This window comes from Cellulomonas wangsupingiae (genome assembly GCF_024508275.1).
GTDB lineage: Bacteria > Actinomycetota > Actinomycetes > Actinomycetales > Cellulomonadaceae > Cellulomonas > Cellulomonas wangsupingiae.
Map to the genome: position 1 here is coordinate 1169044 of NZ_CP101989.1, position 26675 is coordinate 1195718.

Here is a 26675-nt window from a genome sequence, read left to right on the forward strand (position 1 = left end):
CGCCATGGCTGAGCTGACGATCCGGCCGGAGGACATCCGGTCCGCGCTGGACAGCTTCGTGAAGTCCTACGAGCCCAAGGGCCCGGCGACCGAGGAGGTCGGACGGGTCTCCGTCGCCGGCGACGGCATCGCGCAGGTCGAGGGCCTGCCCGGCGCGATGGCCAACGAGCTGCTGAAGTTCGAGGACGGCACGCTGGGCCTGGCGCTCAACCTGGACGTCCGGGAGATCGGCGTCGTCGTCCTGGGTGAGTTCACGGGCATCGAGGAGGGCCAGGAGGTCCGCCGGACCGGCGAGGTCCTCTCGGTGGCCGTCGGTGACGGGTACCTCGGTCGCGTCGTCGACCCGCTCGGCCAGCCGATCGACGGCCTGGGCGAGGTCGCCACCGACGCGCGCCGCGCGCTGGAGCTGCAGGCTCCCGGCGTCATGGCCCGCAAGTCGGTCCACGAGCCGCTCCAGACGGGCCTCAAGGCCATCGACTCGATGATCCCGATCGGCCGCGGTCAGCGTCAGCTGATCATCGGCGACCGCCAGACCGGCAAGACGGCCATCGCGATCGACACGATCATCAACCAGAAGGCGAACTGGGAGACCGGCGACCCGACCAAGCAGGTCCGCTGCATCTACGTCGCGATCGGCCAGAAGGGCTCGACGATCGCCTCGGTGCGCTCTGCCCTCGAGGAGGCCGGCGCGCTCGAGTACACGACCATCGTCGCGGCCCCCGCGTCCGACCCGGCGGGCTTCAAGTACCTCGCCCCGTACACCGGCTCGGCCATCGGCCAGCACTGGATGTACCAGGGCAAGCACGTCCTCATCGTGTTCGACGACCTGTCGAAGCAGGCCGAGGCGTACCGCGCCGTGTCGCTGCTGCTGCGTCGCCCGCCGGGCCGCGAGGCGTACCCCGGTGACGTCTTCTACCTGCACTCCCGCCTGCTGGAGCGTTGCGCGAAGCTCTCCGACGAGCTCGGCGCGGGCTCGATGACGGGCCTGCCGGTCATCGAGACCAAGGCGAACGACGTCTCGGCGTACATCCCGACCAACGTCATCTCCATCACCGACGGCCAGATCTTCCTGCAGTCGGACCTGTTCAACGCCGACCAGCGCCCGGCCGTCGACGTCGGCATCTCGGTGTCCCGTGTCGGTGGTGCCGCGCAGGTCAAGGCGATGAAGCAGGTCTCCGGCACGCTGAAGCTCGACCTGGCGCAGTACCGGTCGCTCGAGGCCTTCGCGATGTTCGCCTCCGACCTGGACGCCGCGTCGCGTGCGCAGCTGACGCGGGGCGCGCGCCTCATGGAGCTGCTGAAGCAGGGCCAGTACTCCCCGTACCCGGTGGAGAACCAGGTCGCGTCGATCTGGGCCGGCACCAAGGGCAAGCTGGACGACGTCCCGATCGAGGACGTCCGCCGCTTCGAGTCCGAGCTGCTCGACCACCTGCGCCGCAACACCGACGTGCTCTCGACGATCGCCGACACCGGCAAGCTCGACGAGAGCACGGAGCAGGCGCTCGCCGACGGCATCGACGAGTTCCGGCTCGGCTTCCTGAAGTTCGACGGCACGCCTCTCGTCGGCCGCGAGGCCGAGGACGAGGGCGTCGAGGTCGAGCAGGAGCAGATCGTCCGCCAGAAGCGGGCCTGAGCATGGCCGGTCAGCAGCGCGTCTACAAGGCGCGGATCAAGAGCACCCAGTCGCTCAAGAAGATGTTCCGCGCGCAGGAGCTCATCGCGGCGTCACGCATCGGCAAGGCGCGTGACCGCGTCGCTATGGCGACGCCGTACTCCCGCGCCATCACCCGGGCCGTGTCGGCCGTCGCCACGCACTCCGACGTGTCGCACCCGTTCCTGGTGGAGCGGGACGACACCAAGCGTGTCGCGGTCCTGCTCATCGCGTCGGACCGCGGCATGGCCGGCGCCTACTCGGCGAGCGTGATCCGGGAGACCGAGCGGCTCGTGCAGCGGCTGGAGGCGTCGGGCAAGCAGGTCGCCCTGTACGTCTCGGGTCGCCGTGCCATCGCCTACTACTCGTTCCGCCAGCGTGAGCTCGCGGGCGCGTGGTCGGGCTTCTCGGACGCACCGACGCCCGAGGTCGCCGACGAGATCGCCGAGGCCCTGCTGACCGCGTTCCGCGCGCCGGCCGACGAGGGCGGGGTGGGTGAGGTGCACGTCGTGTTCACGCAGTTCGTGAACATGGTGACGCAGCGCCCCCGCGTCATCCGGATGCTCCCGCTCGAGGTCGTCGAGGGCGTGGCGGCGCCGGGGGACCACGACGTCCTGCCGCTCTACGAGTTCGAGCCCAGCCCGGAGGAGGTGCTGGACGCGCTGCTGCCGCGCTACGTGCGCACGCGCATCTACGCCAACCTCCTGCAGGCGGCGGCCTCCGAGCTCGCCGCCCGGCAGCGGGCCATGCACACGGCGACGGACAACGCCGAGGACCTCATCCGCCTCTACACGCGACTGGCGAACCAGGCGCGTCAGGGCGAGATCACCCAGGAGATCAGCGAGATCGTGTCGGGTGCCGACGCGCTCGCGTCGGCCTGACACCGCACGACAGCACGACCGCACGACACCGACCCCAGCCGGACGGCCCCGCCGCCCGGACGAGTGAAGCGAGGCAGACATGACCGCCACCACCGTCGACGCGACGGCCGCGACCGCCGGCACGCCCGGCGTCGGCCGGGTCGCGCGGGTCATCGGGCCCGTCGTGGACATCGAGTTCCCGCCGGACCAGATCCCGGAGATCTACAACGCGCTCGAGGTCGACATCGACCTCTCGACCCAGGGCGAGGGTGAGGCCGCCGGCGGCTTCACCATGACGCTCGAGGTCGAGCAGCACCTCGGCGACTCGCTGGTGCGCGCGATCGCGCTCAAGCCGACCGACGGCCTGGTCCGTGGCGCGCAGGTGCGCGACACCGGCCTGCCGATCTCGGTGCCCGTCGGCGACGTCACCAAGGGCAAGGTCTTCAACGTCACGGGCGAGGTGCTCAACCTCGCCGAGGGCGAGACGCTCGAGATCACCGAGCGCTGGCCGATCCACCGCAAGCCCCCGGCCTTCGACCAGCTCGAGTCGAAGACGCAGATGTTCGAGACCGGCATCAAGGTCATCGACCTGCTGACGCCGTACGTCCAGGGCGGGAAGATCGGCCTGTTCGGCGGCGCCGGCGTCGGCAAGACGGTCCTCATCCAGGAGATGATCCAGCGCGTCGCGCAGGACCACGGCGGTGTGTCCGTGTTCGCCGGTGTCGGCGAGCGCACGCGTGAGGGCAACGACCTCATCGTCGAGATGGAGGAGGCCGGCGTCTTCGACAAGACGGCGCTCGTCTTCGGCCAGATGGACGAGCCCCCGGGCACGCGTCTGCGCGTCGCCCTGTCGGCACTGACGATGGCGGAGTACTTCCGCGACGTGCAGAAGCAGGACGTGCTGCTCTTCATCGACAACATCTTCCGCTTCACCCAGGCGGGCTCCGAGGTGTCGACGCTGCTCGGCCGCATGCCGTCCGCGGTCGGCTACCAGCCGAACCTCGCGGACGAGATGGGCCAGCTCCAGGAGCGCATCACCTCGACGCGCGGTCACTCGATCACCTCGCTCCAGGCGATCTACGTGCCCGCCGACGACTACACCGACCCGGCGCCGGCGACGACGTTCGCGCACCTCGACGCGACGACCGAGCTGAGCCGTGAGATCGCGTCGCGCGGCCTCTACCCGGCCGTGGACCCGCTGGCGTCGACCAGCCGGATCCTCGACCCGCGGTACGTCGGCCAGGAGCACTACGACGTCGCGACGCGGGTCAAGTCGATCCTGCAGCGCAACAAGGAGCTCCAGGACATCATCGCGATCCTCGGTGTCGACGAGCTGTCGGAGGAGGACAAGACGATCGTGGCGCGTGCGCGCCGGATCCAGCAGTTCCTCTCGCAGAACACCTACATGGCCGAGAAGTTCACCGGCGTCGTCGGCTCGACGGTGCCCGTGACGGAGACGGTCGAGGCGTTCAAGAAGATCGCCGACGGCGAGTTCGACCACATCTCCGAGCAGGCGTTCTTCAACATCGGCGGCCTCGAGGACCTCGAGCGCAACTGGGCCCGGATCCAGAAGGAGTACGGCGTCTGAGCCTCGGGCTCGGACGGCGTACGTGACGGACTGGAGGAGGGAGCACGATGGCACAGCTCGAGGTCGACGTCGTCGCGGCGGACGGCAAGGTATGGTCCGGCGCCGCACGGCTGGTGTCGGCCCCCGCGGCCGACGGTGACATCGGCATCCTCGCGGGGCACACGCCGCTGCTGTCGGTGCTGCGACCGGGCGCGGTGCGCGTGGTCCCGGCGTCCGGTGGCGCGCCGCTGTCGTGGCACGTGGACGGCGGGTTCCTCTCGGTCGACTCCGACCAGGTGACGGTGGTGGTCGACTCCGTCTCCTCCGAGGCGGGTGTCCCCGCGGCCGGACGCTGACCCGGCCGACGGCGGATGGAGGTCGCGACGTGAGCGGTGCGGCGTGGTGCGCGCTGGTCGTGGCGTCGTCGGTGCTGCTGGTCGCCGTCGTGGGCGGCGTGTGGCTGTCGCGCACGCGCGCCCTGACGCGGCGCGTCGGGTCGTTCCAGTGCCGTCTCGTCGAGGTGCCGGCGGGGGAGGGGGCTCCCGGTGCCCGCGGCGTCGCGCAGTACGGCGCCGCGTCGCTGTACTGGTGGCGCCGGGCGTCGGTGGTGCCGCGCCCGGCACGCACCTGGTCGCGCGGCAGCATCGTGGTGGTGGAGCGCACGGTGCTGCCACTGGTGCCCGGGCGTCCGCAGGCCGTCGTGGCGCACTGCCGCGTCGTGCCGGCCGCGGGCGGTGCGGAGCGCGAGATCCGGCTGCAGATGTCGGCCGACGCGTACGCCGGGTTCACGTCGTGGCTCGAGGCCACGCCGTGGCGCGCCGGCAGGATCGTCTGACCGGACGCCCACCCGGGTCCCGGAGCAACTCAGGAGGAGCGGGTATGCGCCTGGTGGTCGCGGAGTGCGCGGCGCGGTACACGGGCCGGCTCTCGGCGCACCTGCCGCGCGCGCGCCGGCTGGTCGTGGTCAAGGCCGACGGCTCGGTGCTGCTGCACTCGGACGGCGGGTCGTACAAGCCGCTGAACTGGATGAGCCCGCCGTGCTCGCTCGTCGTCGGCGAGCCCGACGCGGAGCAGGCGGCCGCGGGTGTCACCCAGGTCTGGACCGTCCAGCACGCCAAGTCCGACGACCGGCTGGTCATCGACCTCTACGGCGTGCAGCACGAGTCGGTCCACGACCTCGGTGTGGACCCCGGACTGGTGAAGGACGGCGTGGAGGCGCACCTGCAGGAGCTCCTCGCCGCTCAGATCGCCCTGCTCGGCTCGGGCCACACGCTGGTGCGCCGGGAGTACCCGACGGCGATCGGGCCGGTGGACATCCTGGCCAAGGCGCCCGACGGGGGCAGCGTCGCGGTCGAGATCAAGCGGCGCGGGGACATCGACGGTGTCGAGCAGCTGACCCGCTACCTGGAGCTGCTCAACCGGGACTCGAGGCTCAGCCCTGTGCGGGGGGTCTTCGCGGCGCAGGAGATCAAGCCGCAGGCACGCGTCCTGGCGGCCGACCGCGGGATCGCGTGCCTGGTGCTGGACTACGACGCCATGCGGGGCGTCGACGACGTCGACTCGCGGCTCTTCTGACGGGTCGCCGCGGCGTCGTCGGGTGCTGGGACGCCCATGGTCTTGAACATGTTCAGGTGAACGTGTTCACTGGTCTTGTGGACACCACACCTGCCCCCGAAGCACCCGTGCCGCCGACGACGAGCGACGCGCCGGACCCTCACCCGCACGGCCCGCTCGCGGTGCTCGAGCTCACCGCCTGGTGTGCGCTGGTGCTGGTGACGGCCAACGCGGCCGTCGGCTTCCTGCTCGTCCTGATGTCGCCGGTCGCGGGGGAGGGTGCCGCGATCCACGGCATCACCCTGGCGGTCGTCTCGGTCGTCGCGGTGCTCCCCGTGCTCGTCGTGGGGTGGCCGCTGGGCGTGCTCACGGCGTGGCTCCTGCGTCGCGAGCCGCGCGAGGGCCGGCACGTCCTCGTGTTCGCGCTGGTCGGCGCGGTCGCGGCCGTCCTCCTCGGCGGTGTCGGGCGCACCGCGCTGCCGGACGCCGGGCTCCTGGCGCTGCTGGCCGCCGAGGGCGCGCTCGGCGCGGGCGCCGGGAGGATGCTCCTGGGCCGGGCCCGGCGGGCTCGTGCGCTGCGGCGAGCGGGCGCGGGGCTGGGCGTCACAGCGGCGGTCGTGGCATGAGCACGCGCCGCACGGCCGAGGAGACGCGCGACCTGATCCGCGCGACCGCGCTGCGGCTGTTCCGCGAGCGCGGCTACGACGCGACGACGATGCGGGCCGTCGCGCAGGAGGCCGGCGTGGCCGTCGGCAACGCGTACCACCACTTCGCGTCGAAGGACGAGCTGGTGCAGGAGCTGTACCTCGAGGTCAACCGGGAGCACGTCGAGCGGGCGCGCGAGCTGCTCGCCGACGACGGCGACCTGGCGTCGCGGCTGCGCACCACCTGGCACGCCGCCGTGGACGTGTTCGCGCCGTACCGCCGGTTCGGCGTCGAGTCCATCGGGACCGCGATCCGGCCCGGGTCCTCCGCCAGCCCGTTCTCCGCGACGTCGTCCCCCACCGCGGACCTGAGCCGCGCCCTCTTCCGGGACGTCGTGGACGGGGCGCGGCCCGCCGTCCCGTCGGCGCTGCGCGCGGACCTGCCGGAGCTGTTGTGGCTCGCGCAGCTCGGCCTCACCGTGTTCTGGGTGCACGACACGTCGCCCGACGCGCGCCGCACCCGCGCGCTCGTCGACGGCCTCGCCCCGCTGGTCGGCCGGCTCGTCTCGTTGGCGCGCCTGCCCGTGGCCTCCGGCGTCGCCCAGGAGGCGCTGCGCCTGGTCGCGACGGTCCGCGCATGATGCGGCACTGGACCGCTCCGGCGGTGCTCGGCGTCCTCGCCGCCGTCCTGACCGTCTGGTGCCTCGGCGTCCTCGAGGTGCTGCTCACCGACGGCCTCGGGTCGGCCGCCCTCACCGTCCCGGCGCTCCGCCTGGTGTACGCGGCCGGCCCGGCCGTGCTGTGCGCCGTGCCGCTCGTGGTGATCACGCGTGCCGTGCTGCCCCGCGCGGGCGGCTCGCCAGGGGTGTACGCGCTGCTCGGCCTGGTCGGCGGGGCCCTCGTGGGGGTCGCGCAGACGGGCGTGCTGCTGTCGGCCTGGCCGTGGGAGCTGTCCGCGGCGGCGGCCCGGGAGATGGTCGGCCTCCCGGCACTGGGCGGTCTCGTCGGAGGGGTGGTCGCGGGCGTCGTGCGCGCGCGTCGCTCCCCGCGCGACCTGGCGGCGGCACGCGACCGCTGACCGGGGCGCGTCCCGCGCCCGGCCGCGGTGGCGCCGCGCGATGATGTGGTCATGGTGAGCGACCTGCCCGACCCGGCCGGCGCACTGCTGGTCCGGGGTGACGTCGTGACCCCCGCGGGCGTCCTGGCCGACGCCGTCGTGGTGGTGCGCGGCGACGAGATCGCGTGGGTGGGTCCCGCCGGTGACGTCCCGGCCCGCCACGTGCCGCCGCCACCCCCGGCGGGCACGCTCGTGCTGCCCGGCCTGGTGGACCTGCACTGCCACGGCGGTGGGGGAGCGAGCCTCCCGGACGCGACGACGACGCGCGAGGTGCGCCAGGCCGCGGACGAGCACCTGCGGCACGGCACGACGACACTGGTCGCGTCCCTCGTCACGGCGCCGCCTGACGTGCTGCTCGCGCGGACGGCGCTGCTCGCCGACGCGGCCGACGACGGTGTGGTCGCCGGGATCCACCTGGAGGGCCCGTTCCTGTCCCGTGCCCGGTGCGGCGCGCAGGACCCCAGGGACATGTGCGACGGCGACGCGGACCTGGTCCGCCAGCTCGCGGGCGCGGCGCGCGGGCACCTGGTGTCCATGACCGTCGCTCCCGAGGTGCCGGGCGTCGCCGGCGGTGGCGACGACGTGCTCGCGGCGCTGGTCGACGCCGGTGCCCTGCCGTCCGTGGGGCACACGGACGGGTCGGCCGAGGAGGTCGAGGCCGCGGTGACGCGGGCGTTCGACCTGCTGGCCACGTCGCCGCGGGCACGTGGTCCTCGACCCACGGCGACGCACCTGTTCAACGGGATGCGCCCGCTGCACCACCGGGACCCGGGCCCGGTCGCCGCGTGCCTGGCGGCCGCGGCGCGTGGCGAGCTCGTCGTCGAGCTCGTCGCCGACGGCACGCACCTGGCCCCCGCGACGGTGCGCGCGGTCCTGGAGCTCGTCGGTCCGGACGGCGCGGTGCTGGTGACCGACGCGATGGCGGCGGCCGGCATGCCCGACGGCGACTACCGGTTGGGGGCGGCCGCCGTCCGCGTGGCCGACGGTGCCGCGCGGCTCCTCGAGCACGCCCCGGACGGGTCCGTGCGTGCCGGCGCGATCGCGGGCGGCCTCGCGCACCTCCTGGACGTCGTGCGCGCCACGGTGGCGGCGGGGGTCGGGCTTCCCGCAGCGGTCCGGGCCGCCTCCGCGACGCCCGCCCAGGTGCTGGGCCGGCACGACGTCGGCGCGCTGGTCGTGGGGCGCCGCGCGGACCTGCTCGTGACCACCGCGGACCTGCGGCCGGTCCGGGTCGCCCGCGCCGGGGTCTGGGTCGCCTGACGCGAGGCGGCGCGCCGCGGGGTCGGCGCGGTCAGTGCGCGGCGCCGGCCGTGCTCGCGCCCTCGACCAGGACGGGAGCCAGCAGCCGCGTCTCCGCGGGCTCGGCGCGTTCGACACGCGCCATCGCCATCTCCACCGCGACCCTGCCGATGGCGTGCGCGGGGATGTCGACGTGGGTCAGCTCCAGCGGCTGGTCGCCGGCGACGTCCGCCGGGCAGACCCCGACGACGGAGACGTCCTCGGGCACGCGCCGGCCGCGGTCCCGCAGGCTCGACAGCACCCAGGGCAGGGCCGTCTCGTTGTGGACCACGAGGCCCGTCACGCCGGGCAGCCGCGCCAGCACGGCGTCGACCGCCGCGACCGCGCCGGCCATGGACGGCTCGCACGGCTCGACGACACCGTCGACCCCTGCCACCCGCGCCGCCTGCTCGAAGCCGTGGATCATGCGCTCGGCGTACGACGTGTGCCGGTCGAGGACCGCACGGGGGGAGCCGAGGAGGGCGATCTGCCGGTGGCCGAGGGCCGCGAGGTGTCGGACCGCGAGCTGCGCCGCGGCCCGGAAGTCCAGGTCGACGCACGACAGGCCCTCGGGGTCGCGCGGCAGGCCGATGAGCACGGCGGGCTGGCGGAGCCGCGCGAGGACCGGGACGCGGGGGTCGTCGGCCTCGATGTCCATCATGACGAGCGAGTCCACCATCGAGCCGGAGGCGACGCGCTCCATGCCGGCGATCTCGTCGGACGTGAGCAGCAGGACGTCGTGGTCGAACGTCCGGGCGGTGGTGACCACGCCGGTGACGAACTGCATGATCACCGAGACGTCCACGTCGATGCGCAGCGGCGCCATGAGACCCAGGACGTTGGTGCGGCTGGAGGCCAGCGCGCGGGCGCCGGCGTGCGGCCGGTAGTCGAGGTCGAGGATCGCCCGCTCGACCCGCTGCCGGGTCGGTGCGGAGATCGGACGCTTGCCGGACAGCACGTACGACACCGTGGAGGTCGACACCCCGGCCGCCCGGGCCACATCATCGATCGTGGTCGCCACGTCGCTCCGTTCGTCGGGTGGTTGCGCGCCTCGCGGACCGCGCTCCCTCCCGCGTGATCCGGCTCACCCTAGCGTCCGGTCCCGGGCCGGTGAGGTGCGTCCTGGCGGAGTCTCACCCGCGGTGTCACACGGACGGACCCGCAAGCGCTTCAACGTCCACTTGGGTCAGGTGCCCCGGGTGTCCGGCTCCGCGGCGTGATTCGCGATCCTCGTCGCGGCGATACGAGTCGAAGCGCATCGACGACGCCGTGCGCACCCGTCGGCGACGTCCGGGCCCGATCATCCCAGGGGTGCGGGAGCGGTCCCATCTGTGTATCGTATCGATTCGATTCGCGCGGCACCGTGGCCGTGCGGACGCGGTGAGAGGCCCCCCGGCCCGCCGCGCCACCGTCTGCCGTCCCGGAGGCCCCCATGATCAGCACGACGCGGCCGTCCGGCCGCCCGTTCCCCTCGGACTTCCTGTGGGGCTCGGCGACCGCCTCGTACCAGATCGAGGGCGCCGCCCACGAGGACGGCCGCGCACCGTCGATCTGGGACACCTTCTCCCACACGCCCGGCAAGGTGCTGAACGGCGACACGGGGGACGTCGCCATCGACCACTACCACCGGGTCCCGCAGGACGTCGCGATCATGCAGGACCTCGGGCTCCAGGCCTACCGCTTCTCCGTCGCGTGGTCGCGGGTCCTGCCCGCAGGGACCGGCGCCGTGAACCAGGCCGGGCTCGACTTCTACTCCGACCTGGTCGACCGGCTGATCGCGGCCGGCATCAAGCCCGTCGTCACGCTGTACCACTGGGACCTGCCGCAGACGCTCGAGGACGCCGGTGGCTGGACCGAGCGCGCGACGGCGTACGCGTTCGCCGAGTACGCACGTGTCGTCGCCCGGGCGCTCGGTGACCGCGTCCACCTGTGGACCACGCTCAACGAGCCCTGGTGCTCCGCGTTCCTCGGCTACGGCTCCGGTGTCCACGCCCCCGGGGTCACCGAGCCCGCCGCCGCCCTCGCCGCGGTGCACCACCTCAACCTCGCGCACGGGCTCGGCGCCGCAGCGATCCGTGACGAGCTGGGTGCCGACACGCCCGTCTCGATCACGCTCAACCTGCACGTCACGCGGGCCGCGTCGCCGGCGCCGGCCGACGTGGAGGCGAAGCGACGCATCGACACCATCGCCAACGAGGTCTTCCTCGGCCCGCTGCTGGAGGGCGCGTACCCGCAGCAGGTCTTCGCGGACACGGCCGCGATCAGCGACTGGTCCTTCGTGCAGGACGGCGACCTCGAGCTGATCCACGTCCCGGTCGACCTGCTCGGCGTCAACTACTACTCCACGGGCCGGGTGCAGCACGGCACGCCGCCGGTGGGCGACGGCACTCCCGGGCCCGACGGCCACCGGTCGTCGGCCGTCAGCGCGTGGGTCGGCGCCGACCACGCCGAGTTCCTCCCGCAGCCCGGTCCGCACACGGCCATGGGCTGGAACATCGAGCCGCAGGGCCTCGTCGACCTGCTGCTCGAGCTGCACGAGCGCTACCCGGCGCTGCCGCTGGCGATCACGGAGAACGGCGCCGCGTTCTACGACACCGTGACGGACGACGGCCGGGTCCACGACGCCGACCGCGTCGCGTACCTGCACGACCACCTCGACGCGGTCGGCGAGGCGATGGACAAGGGCGTCGACGTGCGCGGCTACTTCGTGTGGTCGCTCTTCGACAACTTCGAGTGGGCGTACGGCTACGACCGCCGCTTCGGTGTGGTGCACGTCGACTACGACACCCAGGTCCGGACGCTCAAGGACTCGGCACGGTGGTACCGCGAGCTCATCCGCACCGGCGTCATTCCCGCACCCGAGTCGGCTGCCACCCTCTGACGCACCGCCCCGCCGCCGCGCACGCCGTGCGGCGGCGGGGCGTCGTCGCTCGTGCGCCCGGCCTCGCTGGGCGAGGATGGTCTCGTGCCCCGCTCCCGCCGTTCTGCGCGCCGTCCGTACGGCACGGAGCACGTGGAGCTCGACCTCGAGCGCGCGACCGGGGGCCGCCGCGCCGAGAGCGGTCCCGACGGCGAGTGGGTCGTGCAGCAGGTGCGCGCGTCCGACCGCGAGTACCGGTGCCCCGGCTGCGACCAGGTCGTCGCCGTGGGGACCCCGCACGTCGTGGCCTGGCGCACGGACTCGTGGCGCGGCGACGGCGTCGACGAACGGCGCCACTGGCACGGTGGGTGCTGGCAGGCGCGCACCCGGCGCGGGCCGACCCGCCGATGACCGACGGCCCGGCGCCGTCCACCGGTGCACCCGCGACCCCAGCGACCGCCGCGCCCCGGGACGGGGACACCGGCGCTCGGCGCGCCGCACGCCCGGGCGCCGACGTGCGGCTCGTCGCGTCCGACCTCGACGGCACCCTGCTGCGGCCGGACGGGACGGTCGCGCCGCGCACCGCCGCGGCGCTCGCCGATGCCGAGAAGGCCGGGCTCGACGTCGTGTTCGTGACCGCGCGCCCCCACCGCTGGCTGGCCGACCTCGCGGCGCACGTCGCCGGTCACGGCGTGGCCATCTGCGCCAACGGTGCGTCCGTCGTCGACGTCGCCGGCCTGCGCGTGCTCGAGCAGCACGGCATGGGACGTGACCGCGTGGCCGCCGTCGCCACGCGGCTGCGTGCCGCCTGGGGCGCCGACGCCGTCCACCTCGCCGTCGAGGGCGCCGACGGCTTCGCCGCCGAGCGCGGCTTCTTCTCCGAGCACCCCGTGCCGGACGGCAGCCCTCGCGCCGAGCGCATCGAGGACGTGCTGCCCGTCGTGACGCTCAAGCTCCTGCTGCGCGCGACCGGCCGCGCGCAGGACGCCGACGCGTTCGTGGCCGACGCGCAGCAGGCGGTCGGCGACCTCGCGCACGTGACGTCGTCCGCCGCGGGGGCACTCGGGGAGATCGCCGCGCCGGGCGTCACCAAGGCGGCGACCCTCGCGGAGTGGAGCGCCCGCCGCGGGATCGCGCCCGCGCAGGTCTGGGCGGTCGGTGACGCCCCCAACGACCTGCCGATGCTCCGGTGGGCGGGCCGGGCGTTCGCGGTCGCGAACGCCCACCCGGCGGTGCGTGCGGCGGCCGACACGGTCCTGCCGTCCAACGCCGACGACGGCGTCGCGGTGCTGCTGGAACGGGCCGCCGCGGCCGCGCGGGCGCGGTCGCAGCGCACCTCCCGACCCGGCTCGGTAGTCTCGACGTGACACGCCGACGGGCGCTCGACGCCCACCCGGCCACGCCTCGCGCACCGGCGGCACCCGCACCGACAGCCACTGGAGCACGCATGACCGCGACCCCGATCGTCCTGCTGCACGCCTTCCCGCTGGACCACCGGATGTGGGACGACGTCGCGCGGGACCTGGCCCGCACGCGGGACCTGCTCGCGCCGGACCTGCCGGTGGCGTCGGGCGAGCCGCTGCCCGAGCCGTCGCTCGACGTGGCGGCCGACCGGGTCGCGGACGCGATCCGCGCGGCCGGGGGCGGACCCGCGGTGGTCGCGGGCCTGTCGATGGGCGGCTACGTCGCGCTCGCGCTGCTCGAGCGCCATCCCGAGCTCGTCGCCGGGCTCGCGCTCGTCGACACCAAGGTCGTCGCCGACACGGCCGACGCCGCCGCGAACCGCCGGCGGGTCGCGGACGAGGTCGAGGCGGCGGGGTCCGTCGACCCCGTGCGGGGCATGGTCGACGTGCTGCTGGGGGAGACGACGCGCAGCGCGCGCCCCGAGGTCGTCGAGCGCGTCGGCGCGTGGATCGGTGAGCAGGACCCCGCCCGCGTCGCGTGGGCCCAGCGGGCGATGTCCGTGCGTCCCGACCGCACCGACGCGCTGCGGGCGTTCGACGGCCCGGTCACCGTCGTGGTCGGCGACGAGGACACGGTCACGGGGACGGACGCGGCCGACCACATGGTGGCGACGGCCGCGCACGCCCTGCTGGTGGTGGTCCCGCGCGTCGGGCACCTGTCGGCGGTCGAGGACCCCGCGGTCGTCCGCAGTGCCGTCGCGGAGCTCGCGCAGCGGGTGGACGCCGCCCGCGGGTAGCCGCGACCGGCCGCCGGGGTCGGTCTACAGCTCGCCCGCGAGCACGCGGGCGAGCGCGTCCTGCAGGTCGATGGACTCGCCGTCCTTGCCCCCCGCGCCGATGACCAGGGGCGGGTCCTGCGGCGTGGGCTGCACGCCGCGGATCCGCGCGACGAGGCTGGCGGGTGCGGTCAGCACGTAGAACTCGCCGTCGGTGTCGATGCCGACGCTCTCGTCACGGCGCAGGTACCACCCCTCGAGCGGTGTCCGGTAGCGGGCGCGGCCGTCGTAGGACCGGACGTGCAGCGGCACGGGCGTGCGGCCGCGCGCCCGCGCGTCGGCGAGGAACTCGGTGATCAGCACGCGCGCCCGTGCCGACTCCGCCCGCTGCCGGGCCGCCAGCGCCTCGGCGTGCGCACCGGCGGCCTCGCGCCGCCGCGCACGCCACTGCGCCGCCCGGTCGTCCTCGCCCACCGGGCGGCCGCCGGCGTCGGACGCCGGACGGTCCGCCGGGTCGCCCGCGGTCGGCTGCTCGGTGGTCACGGACCGTGCCGGTCAGCGGGAGCCGGACGCGGCGTCCCGCGCGGGGTCGTCGGCCTGGTCGGCCTCACCGTCCGCCTGCTCGCGCACGGCGGGGGAGGGGACGACGGGGACCGCAGCCGACACGGGGGCGGGACGGGCCTTCGTCGTGCGCGCCGGACGCGGCTGGCGCGGCGCGCGGGCCGTCTCGCCGTCGGCCGGCGGCGCGTCGGGCGTGCCGGCGGCCTCGGGCCCCGGCGCGGAGTCGCGCTGCGTCGTCCGGTCCTCGGTGGCCTTCGTGCCGGCCGCTTCCGCCGAGGCCTCGGCAGACGCGGGCCGCGACGGCTTCTGCTCCTTGGCGAACTGCTCCTCGATCCGGCCGGCCTTCTCCAGCGCGGCACGGTCGGGGTTGCTACCCAGGAGGTGCCGCAGCTCGTCGAGGTAGGACGTGATCGACTCGCGCTGGCGGTGCAGGTCCTCCACCTGCCGCGTCGCCGTCGAGCGCTCGCGCTCGGACTCGGTCATCGCGTCCGAGATCTGCTTCTCGGCGTGCTCGCGCGCCTCGGCGACCACGCGGTCGGCGTTGCGTCGGGCGTTGGACACCAGCTCGGCTGCCTGCTTCTCCGCGTCGGTGCGCACCTTCTCGGCGTGGGCGAGCGCCTTGGCGACGCGCTCCTCCGCCTCGGACGCGTGCGCCTCGGCGTCGGCGACCAGGCGCTCGGTCTCGGCGCGCGCGGCCTCGTGGCGCTCGGCGTCGTGCCGCTCCGCGGCCTCGTGCTGGGCCGCGATGGCGAGCTCGGCGTCGGCGAGCTGCTGCTCGGCCCGCCGCACCAGGTCGTCCGCGCGGGTCCGGGCCTGCGTGGTGGCCTCGCCGATCGCGCGGCGCGCCTCGGTCTGCAGCCGCTCCACCTCGAGGCGCGTGCGCTCCCGCAGCTCGGTCGTCTCGCGGTCGGCCGCCGCGCGGGCGTCCGCCGTCTCGCGCTCGGTCGTCATCCGCAGCTCGTCGGTCTCGCGCTGCGCGGTCTCCCGCAGGTGCGCCACCTCGTAGCCCGTGCGCTCGCGCAGCTCGGTCGTCTCCCGCTCGGCCTGGGCCCGGAGCTGTGCCGCGTACTGCTCGGACTCGGTACGCAGGGTCGCGACGGCGTCCTCGGCCTCGGAGCGGGCCCGGGCCACCTCGTCGGACGCCGCGGCGCGCAGCTCGCCGGCCTCACGCTCGGCGGTCGCCCGCACGTACGCCGCGTACTGCTCGGCCTCGGTCCGCAGTGCCGCCACCTCGGCGGCCACGCGCTGCTGCAGGGTCGCGGCGTCCCGGTCGGCGGCCGCGCGCGTCGCGTCGGCGTACTCCGCCGCCGCGGCCCGCAGCGCCGTCGTCTCCTCGGCGGCCGACTGGCGCCACGCGGCGACCTCGGCGCTCACCTCGGAGCGCACGCGGGCGGCGTAGCGGTCCGCCTCGCCGCGCAGCGCCGCCACCTCGGCGTCGACACGCTGCCGGAGCTCGGTCGTGTCCTGGTCCGCGCTCTGCCGCAGGTCCTGCGCGTAGCGCTCGGACTCCTCACGCAGCGCGGTGGTCTCGGCCTCCGTGCGGGTGCGCAGCTCGCTCGCGGTGCGCTCCGTCGCGATCCGCAGCTGGGTCGCCTCGTGCTCGACCCGTGCGCGCAGCGTCCCGAGCTCGCGCTCGAGCGACGTCCGCCGCTCGTGCTCCTCGGTCGTCACCGCGCTCTGGATCCGCGCGGCCTCGCGCTCGGCCGACCCGACGAGCTCCTCCGCGCGGCGCTGCGCCGCGATCAGGGAGCTCTCCGTCTCGGCGGCCGCCGTCGTCCTGATCTCCTCGGCCTCGCGCCGCGCGGTGGCGAGCAGCTCGGCGACCTCGTTCTCCGCCCGCGCGCGCAGCTGGCCCGAGGCGAGCTTCGCGCGGGCCAGGGCGTCGGCCGCCTGGGCGTTCGCCTGCGTCATGACGTCGGAGGACTGCTCCTCGGCGGACCGCAGCAGCTGCTCGATGCGCGACCCGAGACCCGCGTACGTGGGCCGCTCGGCCTCGCGGAGCTGGCGGTGCGCCTCGGACAGCTCGCCGGCGACCTTCAGCTTCTCGGAGTCCAGCGCCTCGACCTGCGCCCGGGCGTCCGCCAGGGCCTTCTCGAGCGAGCCGATGGTCTCGTCGACCGCGTCGCGGTCGTAGCCGCGGAAGTTGACGACGGGAAACGGGTTCCGGGCTTCGGGCACGGCTGATCCTCCTGGAGACGGGCCCGGTCGGCGGCGGTGGCCGAGGTCCTCCTCGACAGGCCGGTGCCCCAGGTCAGGATACGCGGCGAGGGGCGGGCGACCATGCCGTCCCGCGGCCGGTCGGTCCGTGGGCGGAGGCCTGCGCGGCGGCGCCCCGGAGCCGCGGGCCGCCGGGTGCCGCACGCGCCGCCCGGTTCGTCCGCACACGTCCCGTTCGGCCGTCGTCCCCGTGATCGCCGCGTGGAGGTCGGGTGACGATCGGGCTCCGCGAGGGCGCCCGGTTCGGCCCGCTGCGGGGTGTCTGCCTATCCTGGGGCGTTCGTCGGCTGAGAGGACAGTGCGTGCTCAAGCGACTCGTGATCGCCATCGTCGGGCTCGTGGGCGTCGTGGTCATCGCCCTGGGCGTCGCTTCGGCGACCCTCTGGCGTGCTGACGACGTGCTCGTCGCGGACGTGGAGGCGGACGAGCACATCGTCGTGACGGACCCCGGTGTGCTCGAGCTGGCGGCGTCCGAGGTGACGGTGCGCGTCGAGGCGGACGGTCCGGTGGTGCTGGCGATCGGCCGCGACACCGACGTGGCCGGGTGGGTCGGCCAGGACGCGCACCAGCGCGTCACCGGCCTGGCCGGCTGGCACCGGCTCGCCGTCGAGGACGTCGCCGCACCGACGCCGACCGCGACCGCCGCGCCCGAGGGTGAGGCACCCGCCGAGGGTGAGGCGCCCGCCGAGGGTGAGGCGCCCGCCGAGGGCGAGGCACCCGCCGAGGGTGAGGCCCCCGCGGAGGGCGAGGCAGCCGCCGAGGGGACGACGGACGGCACCGTGGACGCGCCGGTCGTCCCGGACCCCACGGGGTCGGACATGTGGGTCGCCGAGGCGGCCGGCGACGGCGAGGCGGAGATCACCTGGACCGCCCAGCCCGGCCGCTGGAGCGTCCTCGCGGTCAGCACCGGCACGACCCCGCCGCACGTCTCGCTCGCCTGGCCCCAGGTCGTCACCACGCCCTGGCTGTGGCCGTGCGTCGCCGTGGGGAGCCTGCTCGTCCTCGTGGCCGCCGCGCTCCTGCTGCGCGACGTGCGGTCACGCCGCCGCCCCGCCGACACCGGCTGGACGCCCGTCGTCACCGGTCCGATGCCCGTCGTGGGCGCCGACGGCGCACCGGTCCAGCTCACGCGCCGTCAGCTGCGCGAGCTCGCCGCGCAGGGCGCCGTCAGCGGCTCGGGTGTCAGCGAGCCGCGCGACGACGCACCGCGCACCCCCGCCGTCCCCGGCGGAGCGCCGACGCCCGTCGCCACCGGCTGGCCCGGTCGCGTCACGGTGGGAGCGGCCGACGCGACAGCCACGACCGCGCTGCCCGCGACGTCGGAGCCCGACAGCGGTGTGCCGTCGGCCGGTGCCGCCGGCAGACGTGCGCTGCGGGCACTCACCTCGTTCGGCTCCGGTTCCCGTGAGGACGAGGGCTCCGGCAGCGCGTCCGCCGCCGAGGCCCAGCCCGGCCGCCCGGTCGCGCCGACCGGACCGTCGGCGCGCCCGGGGGACGGCGCCCGGTGGTCGTCCGGTGGCGCGAACCCCGTGCCGTGGGCGACGCCCAACCGCCCCGACGCGGCGGACCGTCCCGCCGCGGTCGGCCCGCGGGGGAGCACGTCGGCCGGCGCCGGCCCCGCCACGGGCGCGCCCACGACGGACGCCCCGGCAGCCGCCGGGACGCCCGAGGGGGGCCACCCGCACGGCCGGCCGGCGTGGCTCGCGTCGTCGGGCTCCTCGCGAGGGACCGGCGGACCCGTGCTGCCCCCGCCCGGACCGGCCTCGTCGCCGTCCGGAGGGCCCACCGGCCACGTGCGCGCCACGCCCTCGCGGGGCCCCGCGCCGCACCCGGGTGACGCCGGCCCGCCGTCACCGCCGCCGCAGCCCGGCCCGTCCGCCCGGGCTGGACGTCCGCGCCGCCCGCGCCCGGCGCCGTGGCCGGCCCGACGTCCGGCCCTGACGCCGCACGACCCGGCGCGCGGCCTGCGCAGCCCGCTCGTCCGCACCTCGACCCACCGGCGCAGCACGAGGACACGCGTCCCGCGTGGCTGCGCGACTCGCCCGTCCCCGGTGGCCCGCGCGCCGGCGCGGTCGCGGGGCCCGAGCAGCCGGCCGGCTCACGCGCCGACGCCTGGCGTCGGGCATGGGGGCTGGCGCCCGACGACGACGAGAGCCCGAAGGAGGAGCAGCGATGACCCGCACCGGACAGACCGACGTCGGCCACCGGGGACGCCCCGCGGCTCCCGCGGGGTCGCGACCGGCAGCCCGTCGCCGACGGGCGGCGGCGCTGGCGGTCCTGCCCGTGCTCGCGCTCGTCGGCTGCAGCACCCCGCTGCCGGAGGCGGCGCCCGAGCCGGTCCCCGCGGTCGCCCCACCGGCGGTGTCCGTGGCACAGGCGCAGCGGGTCCTCGGCTCCGTGGCCGACGCGGTGGCCGCGGGAGACGCGGCCAACGACCCCGCCCACCTGGCCGGCCGCCTCGAGGGACCGGCGCTCGCGACGCGCACGGCGGAGTACGTCCGCAACGCGACCGCCGGTGGATCGCGGCCGGCGACGGTGCTGCCGTTCGAGGAGCAGGCGCTGCTGGTCTCGGAGACGGACACGTGGCCGCGGACGCAGCTCGTCGTCACCGAGCAGCCCGACGACCTGCAGGCACCGCGGGTCCTCGTGCTGCGGCAGGCCTCGCCGCGCGAGCAGTACAAGCTGTGGGGCTGGGCGAAGCTCATGCCGTCGGTCCAGATGCCCGCGACGGCCGCGCCCGAGGAGGGCAGCCCGGCGCTCGCGCCCGACGCGGCGGGCCTGCTGATGACGCCGGTCGAGGCCGTCGCCCGGTACGCGGACGTGCTCGCCAACGGTGACGCCTCCCCCCACGCCCCGAGCTTCGCGCCCGACGCGCTGCGCGCGGCGATCGAGGCGGAGCGGTCCGGCACCGCGACGCGGCTCGCCGACGCGGCCACGCTGACGCAGACGTACACGCCGGCGTCCGAGCCGGTCGTGGCGATGGGGACCGTCGACGGCGGCGCCGTCGTCGTGAGCGAGCTGACGACGACGTCCACCACCACCCTCGCGGTTCCGGGCGGGAGCATCAGCCTCGAGCCGTTCTACTCGGCCCTGGCCGGCGGTGCCACGACGGCCGGCACCAGCCTGACGCGCGTCTTCACGGGCGTGGTGGTCCTGTACGTGCCGCCGGCGGACAGCGGGGCCCAGGTCCAGGTCCTCGCGGGCGAGCAGCAGGTGACGGGGGCGTCCGCCTCGTGACGGACGTCCGACACGTCGCGGACGCGTCCACGGCCACGCGTGTCGAGGGGGGACAATCTGCGGCGGACTCCGCTGCGGCCCTCCCGCGGCTGCCCCGCGGTGTCCAGGTCCACCCGAACACGACGATCCCGAGGAGCTCGTGATGTCGCAGCCGTCGCAGCAGCCCCGACCGCCGCTGGACGCCCGCGGCGCCATCGACCTGTCGACGCTCGCCCGTCCCGCCACGCCGCCGCCCGGCAGCCCCGGGGGTCTGGCCGTCGGGTCGGCCTACGTGCGCGACGTCGACCAGACGACGTTCGCCGACGTGGTGCAGTCCTCCACGCAGCACCCCGTCGTCGTGGTGCTGTGGGCGCCCTGGAGCGAGGCCAGCCAGCAGGTCGCCGCCGACCTCGCGGCTCTCGCGGACGACGACGAGGGACGCTGGCTGCTCGCGCGGATCGACGCCGAGGCCAACCCGCAGGTGGCCGCCGCCTTCCAGGCGCAGTCGGTGCCGACCGTCGTCGCGGTGCTCGGGGGGCAGCCGGTGCCGCTCTTCCAGGGTGCGTACCCGCGGGAGCAGGTCCGCGCCGTGCTCGACCAGCTCCTGGCCGCCGCCGAGGCGAACGGCATCACGGGCCGGGTGGCCGCAGCGCCGGCTCCTGCCGAGCCGGAGCCCGAGCCCGCGCTGCCCCCGCTGCACCAGGCGGCGTACGACGCGATCGAGCGTGACGACCTGCCGGCCGCCCGTGCCGCGTACGAGCAGGCGCTGCGGGAGAACCCCCGCGACGCCATGGCGCGGGCCGGTCTGGCCCAGGTGGGGCTGATGGAGCGCACGGCCGGCGCCGACCCGCGGGTGGTGCGGGACGCGGCCGCCGCGCGACCCGACGACGTGGACGCGCAGCTGGCCGTCGCCGACCTCGACGTCTTCGCCGGTGCGGTGGAGGACGCGTTCGCACGTCTGGTGGACCTCGTCCGACGTACCGCGGGCGACGACCGCGAGCGGGTGCGGGTGCGCCTGGTCGACCTGTTCGAGGTGCTCGGCACCGACGACCCGCGCGTCGTGGCCGCCCGTCGGGCTTTGGCGTCGGCCCTGTACTGACTCCTCGGAGCGTCCTCTCGGCGCCGCTCGGCCACGTGCCGGGCGGCGCCGAGGCGCATCGGGGCCCTGACCAGGGCAAACGCGTCCCAGCGGCAGCGATTTGCGTCGACGACCGGGTCGGCGTAACTTACTCCAGGCCGCCCGGCAGGGAGGAACGGACACCGAGCTCGACTCGATGGTCGGTCCCCCGGGTAGGCACCCCCGCTCACGCTTCCGCTCGACGCTCCTGCGTCGGGCAGTGCGGCGTGTTCGGGTGGATCGGACGGGTCGGAAGATCGGGTACGGTCATCCAGCCGCTCAAGCCCTCAGGGGCAGGTGCGGACGGGTGCGGACCGGGTCGCGAGATCGGGTACGGTCATCCAGCCGCAGCAGCCCTCCGGGGCAGGTGCGGACCGGGTCGAGAGATCGGGTACGGTCATCCAGCCGCTCAAGCCCTCCGGGGTGCGAGAGGCGCGGGCGCCGACCAGGTCGAACGCCCGACTCCCAGGAAACAAAGCCGGCGAGGCGGAGTTGACCGGGAGTCGCAGATAGGCTAAGTTAGAACGGTTGCCTCCAGACCGGGTCGAAAGGCCAGGTGGGATGCGCGTCTGTTCCTTGAGAACTCAACAGTGTGCCAAGTAGTCGATGCCATATTTTTGGCGTCGAACCCTGGATCAGGTCCACCCCGTGGGTCTGGTTCGGGATGATGCCAGTTGATGCCCCTCTTTGGGGGGGTTCTTTGTGTGTCTGTTGCTCGCCGGCTTCGGTCGGTGGGTGGCTGTTTGACATTCACGGAGAGTTTGATTCTGGCTCAGGACGAACGCTGGCGGCGTGCTTAACACATGCAAGTCGAACGGTGACGACCAGCTTGCTGGTCTGATCAGTGGCGAACGGGTGAGTAACACGTGAGCAACCTACCCTTCACTCTGGGATAAGCCTTGGAAACGAGGTCTAATACCGGATACGAGACGCACGGGCATCTGTAGCGTCTGGAAAGATTTATCGGTGGAGGATGGGCTCGCGGCCTATCAGCTTGTTGGTGGGGTGATGGCCTACCAAGGCGACGACGGGTAGCCGGCCTGAGAGGGCGACCGGCCACACTGGGACTGAGACACGGCCCAGACTCCTACGGGAGGCAGCAGTGGGGAATATTGCACAATGGGCGAAAGCCTGATGCAGCGACGCCGCGTGCGGGATGACGGCCTTCGGGTTGTAAACCGCTTTCAGCAGGGAAGAAGCGAAAGTGACGGTACCTGCAGAAGAAGCGCCGGCTAACTACGTGCCAGCAGCCGCGGTAATACGTAGGGCGCAAGCGTTGTCCGGAATTATTGGGCGTAAAGAGCTCGTAGGCGGTTTGTCGCGTCTGCTGTGAAAACCTCAGGCTCAACCTGGGGCTTGCAGTGGGTACGGGCAGACTAGAGTGCGGTAGGGGTGACTGGAATTCCTGGTGTAGCGGTGGAATGCGCAGATATCAGGAGGAACACCGATGGCGAAGGCAGGTCACTGGGCCGCAACTGACGCTGAGGAGCGAAAGCATGGGGAGCGAACAGGATTAGATACCCTGGTAGTCCATGCCGTAAACGTTGGGCACTAGGTGTGGGGTCCATTCCACGGATTCCGTGCCGCAGCAAACGCATTAAGTGCCCCGCCTGGGGAGTACGGCCGCAAGGCTAAAACTCAAAGAAATTGACGGGGGCCCGCACAAGCGGCGGAGCATGCGGATTAATTCGATGCAACGCGAAGAACCTTACCAAGGCTTGACATACACCGGAAACGTGCAGAGATGTGCGCCCCGCAAGGTCGGTGTACAGGTGGTGCATGGTTGTCGTCAGCTCGTGTCGTGAGATGTTGGGTTAAGTCCCGCAACGAGCGCAACCCTCGTCCCATGTTGCCAGCGGGTTATGCCGGGGACTCATGGGAGACTGCCGGGGTCAACTCGGAGGAAGGTGGGGATGACGTCAAATCATCATGCCCCTTATGTCTTGGGCTTCACGCATGCTACAATGGCCGGTACAAAGGGCTGCGATACCGCAAGGTGGAGCGAATCCCAAAAAGCCGGTCTCAGTTCGGATTGGGGTCTGCAACTCGACCCCATGAAGTCGGAGTCGCTAGTAATCGCAGATCAGCAACGCTGCGGTGAATACGTTCCCGGGCCTTGTACACACCGCCCGTCAAGTCATGAAAGTCGGTAACACCCGAAGCCGATGGCCCAACCTTTTGGGGGGAGTCGTCGAAGGTGGGACTGGCGATTAGGACTAAGTCGTAACAAGGTAGCCGTACCGGAAGGTGCGGCTGGATCACCTCCTTTCTAAGGAGCATCTGGCACCAGGTCGCCCTGTCATGGGGTGGTGGTGGTGTCCAGGCCCACGCCCTCGCCGTACGTGTGAGGGGTGGTGCTCACGGGTGGAACATCGACTACTGGCCGGCTCGTTGGGTCGGTGGCTTTCTAGTACGCCTGCAGCTTGCTGCGGGGAGGGAACGAAGAGCTCACCGGTTCGTCGCGGGTCGGCTTGGCACGCTGTTGGGTCCTGAGGGAACAGCCCTGTGGGGGTGTTGCCTTGGTCGGGATCGTCTGGTCCGGTCGAACCGCTGGTGGTGGTGCTTCTCCTTGGAGGGGTGCTGGTCGCTGGTAGGCGCCGGGGTCCGGGTGGTGACCGTTGGTTGCTTGAGAACTGCACAGTGGACGCGAGCATCTTTGAATGATCTTTTGTGGTCAAGTTTATAAGTGCACAGGGTGGATGCCTTGGCACCAGGAGCCGAAGAAGGACGTAGTAGCCTGCGATAAGCCTCGGGGAGTTGGCAAACGAACCGTGATCCGAGGATTTCCGAATGGGGAAACCCCGCACGAGTCATGTCGTGTGACCCGCACCTGAATATATAGGGTGCGTGGAGGGAACGCCGGGAAGTGAAACATCTCAGTACCGGCAGGAAGAGATATTCCGTGAGTAGTGGCGAGCGAAAGCGGATCAGGCCAAACCGAGCGCGTGTGATAGCCGGCAGGCGTTGCGCGTTCGGGGTTGTGGGACCTTTCAGTCTGGGCTGCCGCCTGGGCAGGGAGTCAGAAAGCCGCGTTATAGTCGAAGGGTCTTGAAAGGCCCGGCACAGAGGGTGTTACCCCCGTAGACGAAATGGCGTGGCCTCCCGAAGGGGATCCCAAGTAGCTCCGGGCCCGAGAAACCCGGAGTGAATCTGCACAGACCACTGTGTAAGCCTAAATACTACCTGGTGACCGATAGCGGACAAGTACCGTGAGGGAAAGGTGAAAAGTACCCCGGGAGGGGAGTGAAATAGTACCTGAAACCGTGTGCATACAATCCGTCGGAGCCTCCCTAGCAGGGGTGACGGCGTGCCTTTTGAAGAATGAGCCTGCGAGTTAGTGGTACGTGGCGAGGTTAACCCGTGTGGGGAAGCCGTAGCGAAAGCGAGTCCGAATAGGGCGACCGTAGTCGCGTGCTCTAGACCCGAAGCGAAGTGATCTAGCCATGGGCAGGGTGAAGCGCGGGTAAGACCGCGTGGAGGCCCGAACCCACCAGGGTTGAAAACCTGGGGGATGACCTGTGGTTAGGGGTGAAAGGCCAATCAAACTTCGTGATAGCTGGTTCTCCCCGAAATGCATTTAGGTGCAGCGTCACGCGTTTCTTGCCGGAGGTAGAGCTACTGGATAGCCGATGGGCCCCACCAGGTTACTGACGTTAGCCAAACTCCGAATGCCGGTAAGCCAGAGCGTGGCAGTGAGACTGCGGGGGATAAGCTCCGTAGTCGAGAGGGAAACAGCCCAGACCACCAGCTAAGGCCCCAAAGCGTGTGCTAAGTGGGAAAGGATGTGGAGTTGCACAGACAACCAGGAGGTTGGCTTAGAAGCAGCCACCCTTGAAAGAGTGCGTAATAGCTCACTGGTCAAGTGATTCCGCGCCGACAATGTAGCGGGGCTCAAGCACACCGCCGAAGCTGTGGCATTCACACTAGAGACAAGCCTTCGTGGTTCAGTCGTGTGGATGGGTAGGGGAGCGTCGTGCCGGCAGTGAAGCCGCGGGGTAACCCAGCGGTGGAGCCGGCACGAGTGAGAATGCAGGCATGAGTAGCGAAAGACGGGTGAGAAACCCGTCCGCCGAATGACCAAGGGTTCCAGGGCCCGGCTAATCCGCCCTGGGTAAGTCGGGACCTAAGGCGAGGCCGACAGGCGTAGTCGATGGACAACGGGTTGATATTCCCGTACCGGCGAAGAACCGCCCATACCGAGCCCGGTGATGCTAACCGTCCGAGCCTGTCTCATCGTCCTTCGGGACACCGAGGCAGGGGAGCACGGGACCCGAACCGGTAGTAGGTAAGCGTATTAACAGGGGTGACGCAGGAAGGTAGCCCAGCGTGGCGATGGTAGTCCACGTCCAAGGTCGTAGGGTGAGGTGTAGGCAAATCCGCACCTCGTGAAGCCTGAGAGCCGACGGGTACCGCGTATGCGGGAAATGGGTGATCCTATGCTGCCAAGAAAAGCCTCGACGCGAGGTTCTAGCCGCCCGTACCCCAAACCGACTCAGGTGGTCAGGTAGAGAATACCAAGGCGATCGAGAGAATCGTGGTTAAGGAACTCGGCAAAATGCCCCCGTAACTTCGGGAGAAGGGGGGCCTCAAGCGTGAACCGGCATGCCCGGGGAAGCGTGGAGGGCCGCAGAGACCAGGGAGAAGCGACTGTTTACTAAAAACACAGGTCCGTGCGAAGTCGCAAGACGATGTATACGGACTGACGCCTGCCCGGTGCTGGAAGGTTAAGAGGACGGGTCAGCTCTTCGGAGCGAAGCTCAGAATTTAAGCCCCAGTAAACGGCGGTGGTAACTATAACCATCCTAAGGTAGCGAAATTCCTTGTCGGGTAAGTTCCGACCTGCACGAATGGCGTAACGACTTCTCCGCTGTCTCAACCGCGAACTCGGCGAAATTGCACTACGAGTAAAGATGCTCGTTACGCGCAGCAGGACGGAAAGACCCCGGGACCTTTACTATAGCTTGGTATTGGTGTTCGGTGCGGCTTGTGTAGGATAGGTGGGAGACTGTGAAGCCGGCACGCCAGTGTCGGTGGAGTCAACGTTGAAATACCACTCTGGTCGCTCTGGATATCTAACCTCGGTCCGTGATCCGGATCAGGGACAGTGCCTGGTGGGTAGTTTAACTGGGGCGGTTGCCTCCTAAAATGTAACGGAGGCGCTCAAAGGTTCCCTCAGCCTGGTTGGCAATCAGGTGGCGAGTGCAAGTGCACAAGGGAGCTTGACTGTGAGACTGACAGGTCGAGCAGGGACGAAAGTCGGAACTAGTGATCCGGCGGTGGCTTGTGGAAGCGCCGTCGCTCAACGGATAAAAGGTACCCCGGGGATAACAGGCTGATCTTGCCCAAGAGTCCATATCGACGGCATGGTTTGGCACCTCGATGTCGGCTCGTCGCATCCTGGGGCTGGAGTAGGTCCCAAGGGTTGGGCTGTTCGCCCATTAAAGCGGTACGCGAGCTGGGTTTAGAACGTCGTGAGACAGTTCGGTCCCTATCCGCTGCGCGCGCAGGAAACTTGAGAAGGGCTGTCCCTAGTACGAGAGGACCGGGACGGACGAACCTCTGGTGTGCCAGTTGTTCCGCCAGGAGCACGGCTGGTTGGCTACGTTCGGAAGGGATAACCGCTGAAAGCATCTAAGCGGGAAGCCTGCTTCAAGATGAGGTTTCCATGCCCTTAGGGGTGAGAGGCTCCCAGCTAGACCACTGGGTAGATAGGCCGGATGTGGAAGGCAGGACTAACGACTGCCGCAGCTGACCGGTACTAATAAGCCGACAACTTGACTAACCTTCATTCATTGCTACGCGTCCACTGTGCGGTTCCCGAGAAATCAGCGGGAATCCGTTTGAGAACTCGACA

Annotated in this window: 20 protein-coding genes and 2 rRNA genes; 18 read left to right on the top strand and 4 right to left on the bottom strand. The window is 71.9% G+C overall.

Annotation, left to right across the window (positions count from 1 at the left end):
• The first annotated feature begins 4 nt into the window (after positions 1–4).
• From atpA to NP075_RS05525, 10 genes are all read left to right on the top strand, one after another.
• Positions 5–1633 (top strand): F0F1 ATP synthase subunit alpha, encoded by a 1629-nt coding sequence (gene atpA, locus NP075_RS05480; protein ID WP_227564290.1) that lies wholly within the window; start codon positions 5–7, stop codon positions 1631–1633.
• 2 nt (positions 1634–1635) lie between these two features.
• The gene (locus NP075_RS05485) at positions 1636–2532 is read left to right on the top strand and encodes a F0F1 ATP synthase subunit gamma (protein WP_227564291.1); all 897 of its coding nucleotides are present in this window, start codon (positions 1636–1638) and stop codon (positions 2530–2532) included.
• A gap of 79 nt (positions 2533–2611) precedes the next feature.
• The gene (atpD, locus tag NP075_RS05490; protein ID WP_227564292.1) at positions 2612–4099 is read left to right on the top strand and encodes a F0F1 ATP synthase subunit beta; all 1488 of its coding nucleotides are present in this window, start codon (positions 2612–2614) and stop codon (positions 4097–4099) included.
• A gap of 47 nt (positions 4100–4146) precedes the next feature.
• Positions 4147–4434 carry a F0F1 ATP synthase subunit epsilon gene (locus NP075_RS05495; RefSeq protein ID WP_227564293.1) on the top strand — a complete coding sequence of 96 codons (288 nt, stop codon included), beginning with the start codon at positions 4147–4149 and terminating at the stop codon, positions 4432–4434.
• 29 nt (positions 4435–4463) lie between these two features.
• The gene (locus NP075_RS05500) at positions 4464–4913 is read left to right on the top strand and encodes a DUF2550 family protein (protein WP_227564294.1); all 450 of its coding nucleotides are present in this window, start codon (positions 4464–4466) and stop codon (positions 4911–4913) included.
• 44 nt (positions 4914–4957) lie between these two features.
• Complete coding sequence (nucS, locus tag NP075_RS05505; RefSeq protein WP_227564295.1) at positions 4958–5653, top strand: endonuclease NucS; 696 nt, start codon at positions 4958–4960, stop codon at positions 5651–5653.
• 107 nt (positions 5654–5760) lie between these two features.
• Positions 5761–6258 carry a hypothetical protein gene (locus NP075_RS05510; RefSeq protein ID WP_227564296.1) on the top strand — a complete coding sequence of 166 codons (498 nt, stop codon included), beginning with the start codon at positions 5761–5763 and terminating at the stop codon, positions 6256–6258.
• Complete coding sequence (locus NP075_RS05515) at positions 6255–6917, top strand: TetR/AcrR family transcriptional regulator (RefSeq protein WP_227564297.1); 663 nt, start codon at positions 6255–6257, stop codon at positions 6915–6917. Before NP075_RS05510 ends, NP075_RS05515 begins: the two co-directional genes overlap by 4 nt.
• Complete coding sequence (locus tag NP075_RS05520) at positions 6914–7354, top strand: hypothetical protein (protein WP_227564298.1); 441 nt, start codon at positions 6914–6916, stop codon at positions 7352–7354. The genes NP075_RS05515 and NP075_RS05520 overlap by 4 nt, the downstream gene beginning before the upstream one ends.
• Positions 7355–7405: 51 nt before the next feature.
• Positions 7406–8653: an N-acetylglucosamine-6-phosphate deacetylase gene (locus tag NP075_RS05525; protein ID WP_227564299.1), complete on the top strand. Its 1248-nt coding sequence runs from the start codon at positions 7406–7408 to the stop codon at positions 8651–8653.
• 31 nt (positions 8654–8684) lie between these two features.
• Here the strand turns inward: NP075_RS05525 and NP075_RS05530 are convergent, their stop codons facing one another.
• A complete protein-coding gene (locus NP075_RS05530) occupies positions 8685–9692 on the bottom strand; it encodes a LacI family DNA-binding transcriptional regulator (RefSeq protein ID WP_227564300.1) in 1008 nt (335 codons plus the stop codon).
• A gap of 411 nt (positions 9693–10103) precedes the next feature.
• Here NP075_RS05530 and NP075_RS05535 point away from each other — a divergent pair, with 411 nt between their 5' ends.
• The 4 genes from NP075_RS05535 to NP075_RS05550 all read left to right on the top strand — a co-directional run bounded on the left by NP075_RS05535 (position 10104) and on the right by NP075_RS05550 (position 13731).
• The gene (locus NP075_RS05535; protein ID WP_227564301.1) at positions 10104–11552 is read left to right on the top strand and encodes a GH1 family beta-glucosidase; all 1449 of its coding nucleotides are present in this window, start codon (positions 10104–10106) and stop codon (positions 11550–11552) included.
• An 84-nt stretch (positions 11553–11636) separates the two neighbouring features.
• Positions 11637–11942, top strand: coding sequence for a hypothetical protein (locus NP075_RS05540; RefSeq protein ID WP_227564302.1), 306 nt, complete (start codon positions 11637–11639; stop codon positions 11940–11942).
• A complete protein-coding gene (locus tag NP075_RS05545; protein ID WP_227564303.1) occupies positions 11939–12898 on the top strand; it encodes an HAD family hydrolase in 960 nt (319 codons plus the stop codon). The genes NP075_RS05540 and NP075_RS05545 overlap by 4 nt, the downstream gene beginning before the upstream one ends.
• Positions 12899–12978: 80 nt before the next feature.
• Positions 12979–13731, top strand: coding sequence for an alpha/beta fold hydrolase (locus NP075_RS05550; protein WP_227564304.1), 753 nt, complete (start codon positions 12979–12981; stop codon positions 13729–13731).
• Positions 13732–13755: 24 nt separating this feature from the next.
• Here NP075_RS05550 and NP075_RS05555 read toward each other — a convergent pair whose 3' ends face one another.
• From NP075_RS05555 to NP075_RS05565, 3 genes are all read right to left on the bottom strand, one after another.
• Positions 13756–14184 (bottom strand): hypothetical protein, encoded by a 429-nt coding sequence (locus tag NP075_RS05555; protein WP_372456706.1) that lies wholly within the window; start codon positions 14182–14184, stop codon positions 13756–13758.
• An 81-nt stretch (positions 14185–14265) separates the two neighbouring features.
• Positions 14266–16449: a hypothetical protein gene (locus NP075_RS05560; protein WP_227564306.1), complete on the bottom strand. Its 2184-nt coding sequence runs from the start codon at positions 16447–16449 to the stop codon at positions 14266–14268.
• A 1174-nt stretch (positions 16450–17623) separates the two neighbouring features.
• Positions 17624–17872, bottom strand: coding sequence for a hypothetical protein (locus NP075_RS05565; RefSeq protein WP_256791875.1), 249 nt, complete (start codon positions 17870–17872; stop codon positions 17624–17626).
• 788 nt (positions 17873–18660) lie between these two features.
• On the opposite strand from NP075_RS05565, the gene NP075_RS05570 reads away from it, so the two are divergent.
• From NP075_RS05570 to NP075_RS05585, 4 genes are all read left to right on the top strand, one after another.
• A complete protein-coding gene (locus NP075_RS05570; RefSeq protein WP_227564308.1) occupies positions 18661–19725 on the top strand; it encodes a DUF8094 domain-containing protein in 1065 nt (354 codons plus the stop codon).
• Positions 19726–19867: 142 nt separating this feature from the next.
• Positions 19868–20803, top strand: coding sequence for a tetratricopeptide repeat protein (locus NP075_RS05575; protein ID WP_227564309.1), 936 nt, complete (start codon positions 19868–19870; stop codon positions 20801–20803).
• A gap of 767 nt (positions 20804–21570) precedes the next feature.
• Positions 21571–23090: ribosomal RNA gene (locus NP075_RS05580) — 16S ribosomal RNA — on the top strand.
• Between the two features lie 403 nt (positions 23091–23493).
• Positions 23494–26603: ribosomal RNA gene (locus NP075_RS05585) — 23S ribosomal RNA — on the top strand.
• Together the 16S and 23S rRNA genes form the textbook arrangement of a ribosomal RNA operon.
• The last annotated feature ends 72 nt before the right edge of the window (positions 26604–26675 follow it).

What these genes read in the sequence shown, in the direction of transcription:
- NP075_RS05515 (WP_227564297.1), top strand. Translation starts at nt 6,255, where the DNA reads ATGAGCACGCGCCGCACGGCCGAGGAGACGCGCGACCTGATCCGCGCG.
- NP075_RS05520 (WP_227564298.1), top strand. Translation starts at nt 6,914, where the DNA reads ATGATGCGGCACTGGACCGCTCCGGCGGTGCTCGGCGTCCTCGCCGCC.
- atpD (WP_227564292.1), top strand. Translation starts at nt 2,612, where the DNA reads ATGACCGCCACCACCGTCGACGCGACGGCCGCGACCGCCGGCACGCCC.
- NP075_RS05525 (WP_227564299.1), top strand. Translation starts at nt 7,406, where the DNA reads ATGGTGAGCGACCTGCCCGACCCGGCCGGCGCACTGCTGGTCCGGGGT.
- NP075_RS05495 (WP_227564293.1), top strand. Translation starts at nt 4,147, where the DNA reads ATGGCACAGCTCGAGGTCGACGTCGTCGCGGCGGACGGCAAGGTATGG.
- NP075_RS05575 (WP_227564309.1), top strand. Translation starts at nt 19,868, where the DNA reads ATGTCGCAGCCGTCGCAGCAGCCCCGACCGCCGCTGGACGCCCGCGGC.
- NP075_RS05550 (WP_227564304.1), top strand. Translation starts at nt 12,979, where the DNA reads ATGACCGCGACCCCGATCGTCCTGCTGCACGCCTTCCCGCTGGACCAC.
- NP075_RS05485 (WP_227564291.1), top strand. Translation starts at nt 1,636, where the DNA reads ATGGCCGGTCAGCAGCGCGTCTACAAGGCGCGGATCAAGAGCACCCAG.
- atpA (WP_227564290.1), top strand. Translation starts at nt 5, where the DNA reads ATGGCTGAGCTGACGATCCGGCCGGAGGACATCCGGTCCGCGCTGGAC.
- NP075_RS05535 (WP_227564301.1), top strand. Translation starts at nt 10,104, where the DNA reads ATGATCAGCACGACGCGGCCGTCCGGCCGCCCGTTCCCCTCGGACTTC.
- NP075_RS05570 (WP_227564308.1), top strand. Translation starts at nt 18,661, where the DNA reads ATGACCCGCACCGGACAGACCGACGTCGGCCACCGGGGACGCCCCGCG.
- nucS (WP_227564295.1), top strand. Translation starts at nt 4,958, where the DNA reads ATGCGCCTGGTGGTCGCGGAGTGCGCGGCGCGGTACACGGGCCGGCTC.
- NP075_RS05545 (WP_227564303.1), top strand. Translation starts at nt 11,939, where the DNA reads ATGACCGACGGCCCGGCGCCGTCCACCGGTGCACCCGCGACCCCAGCG.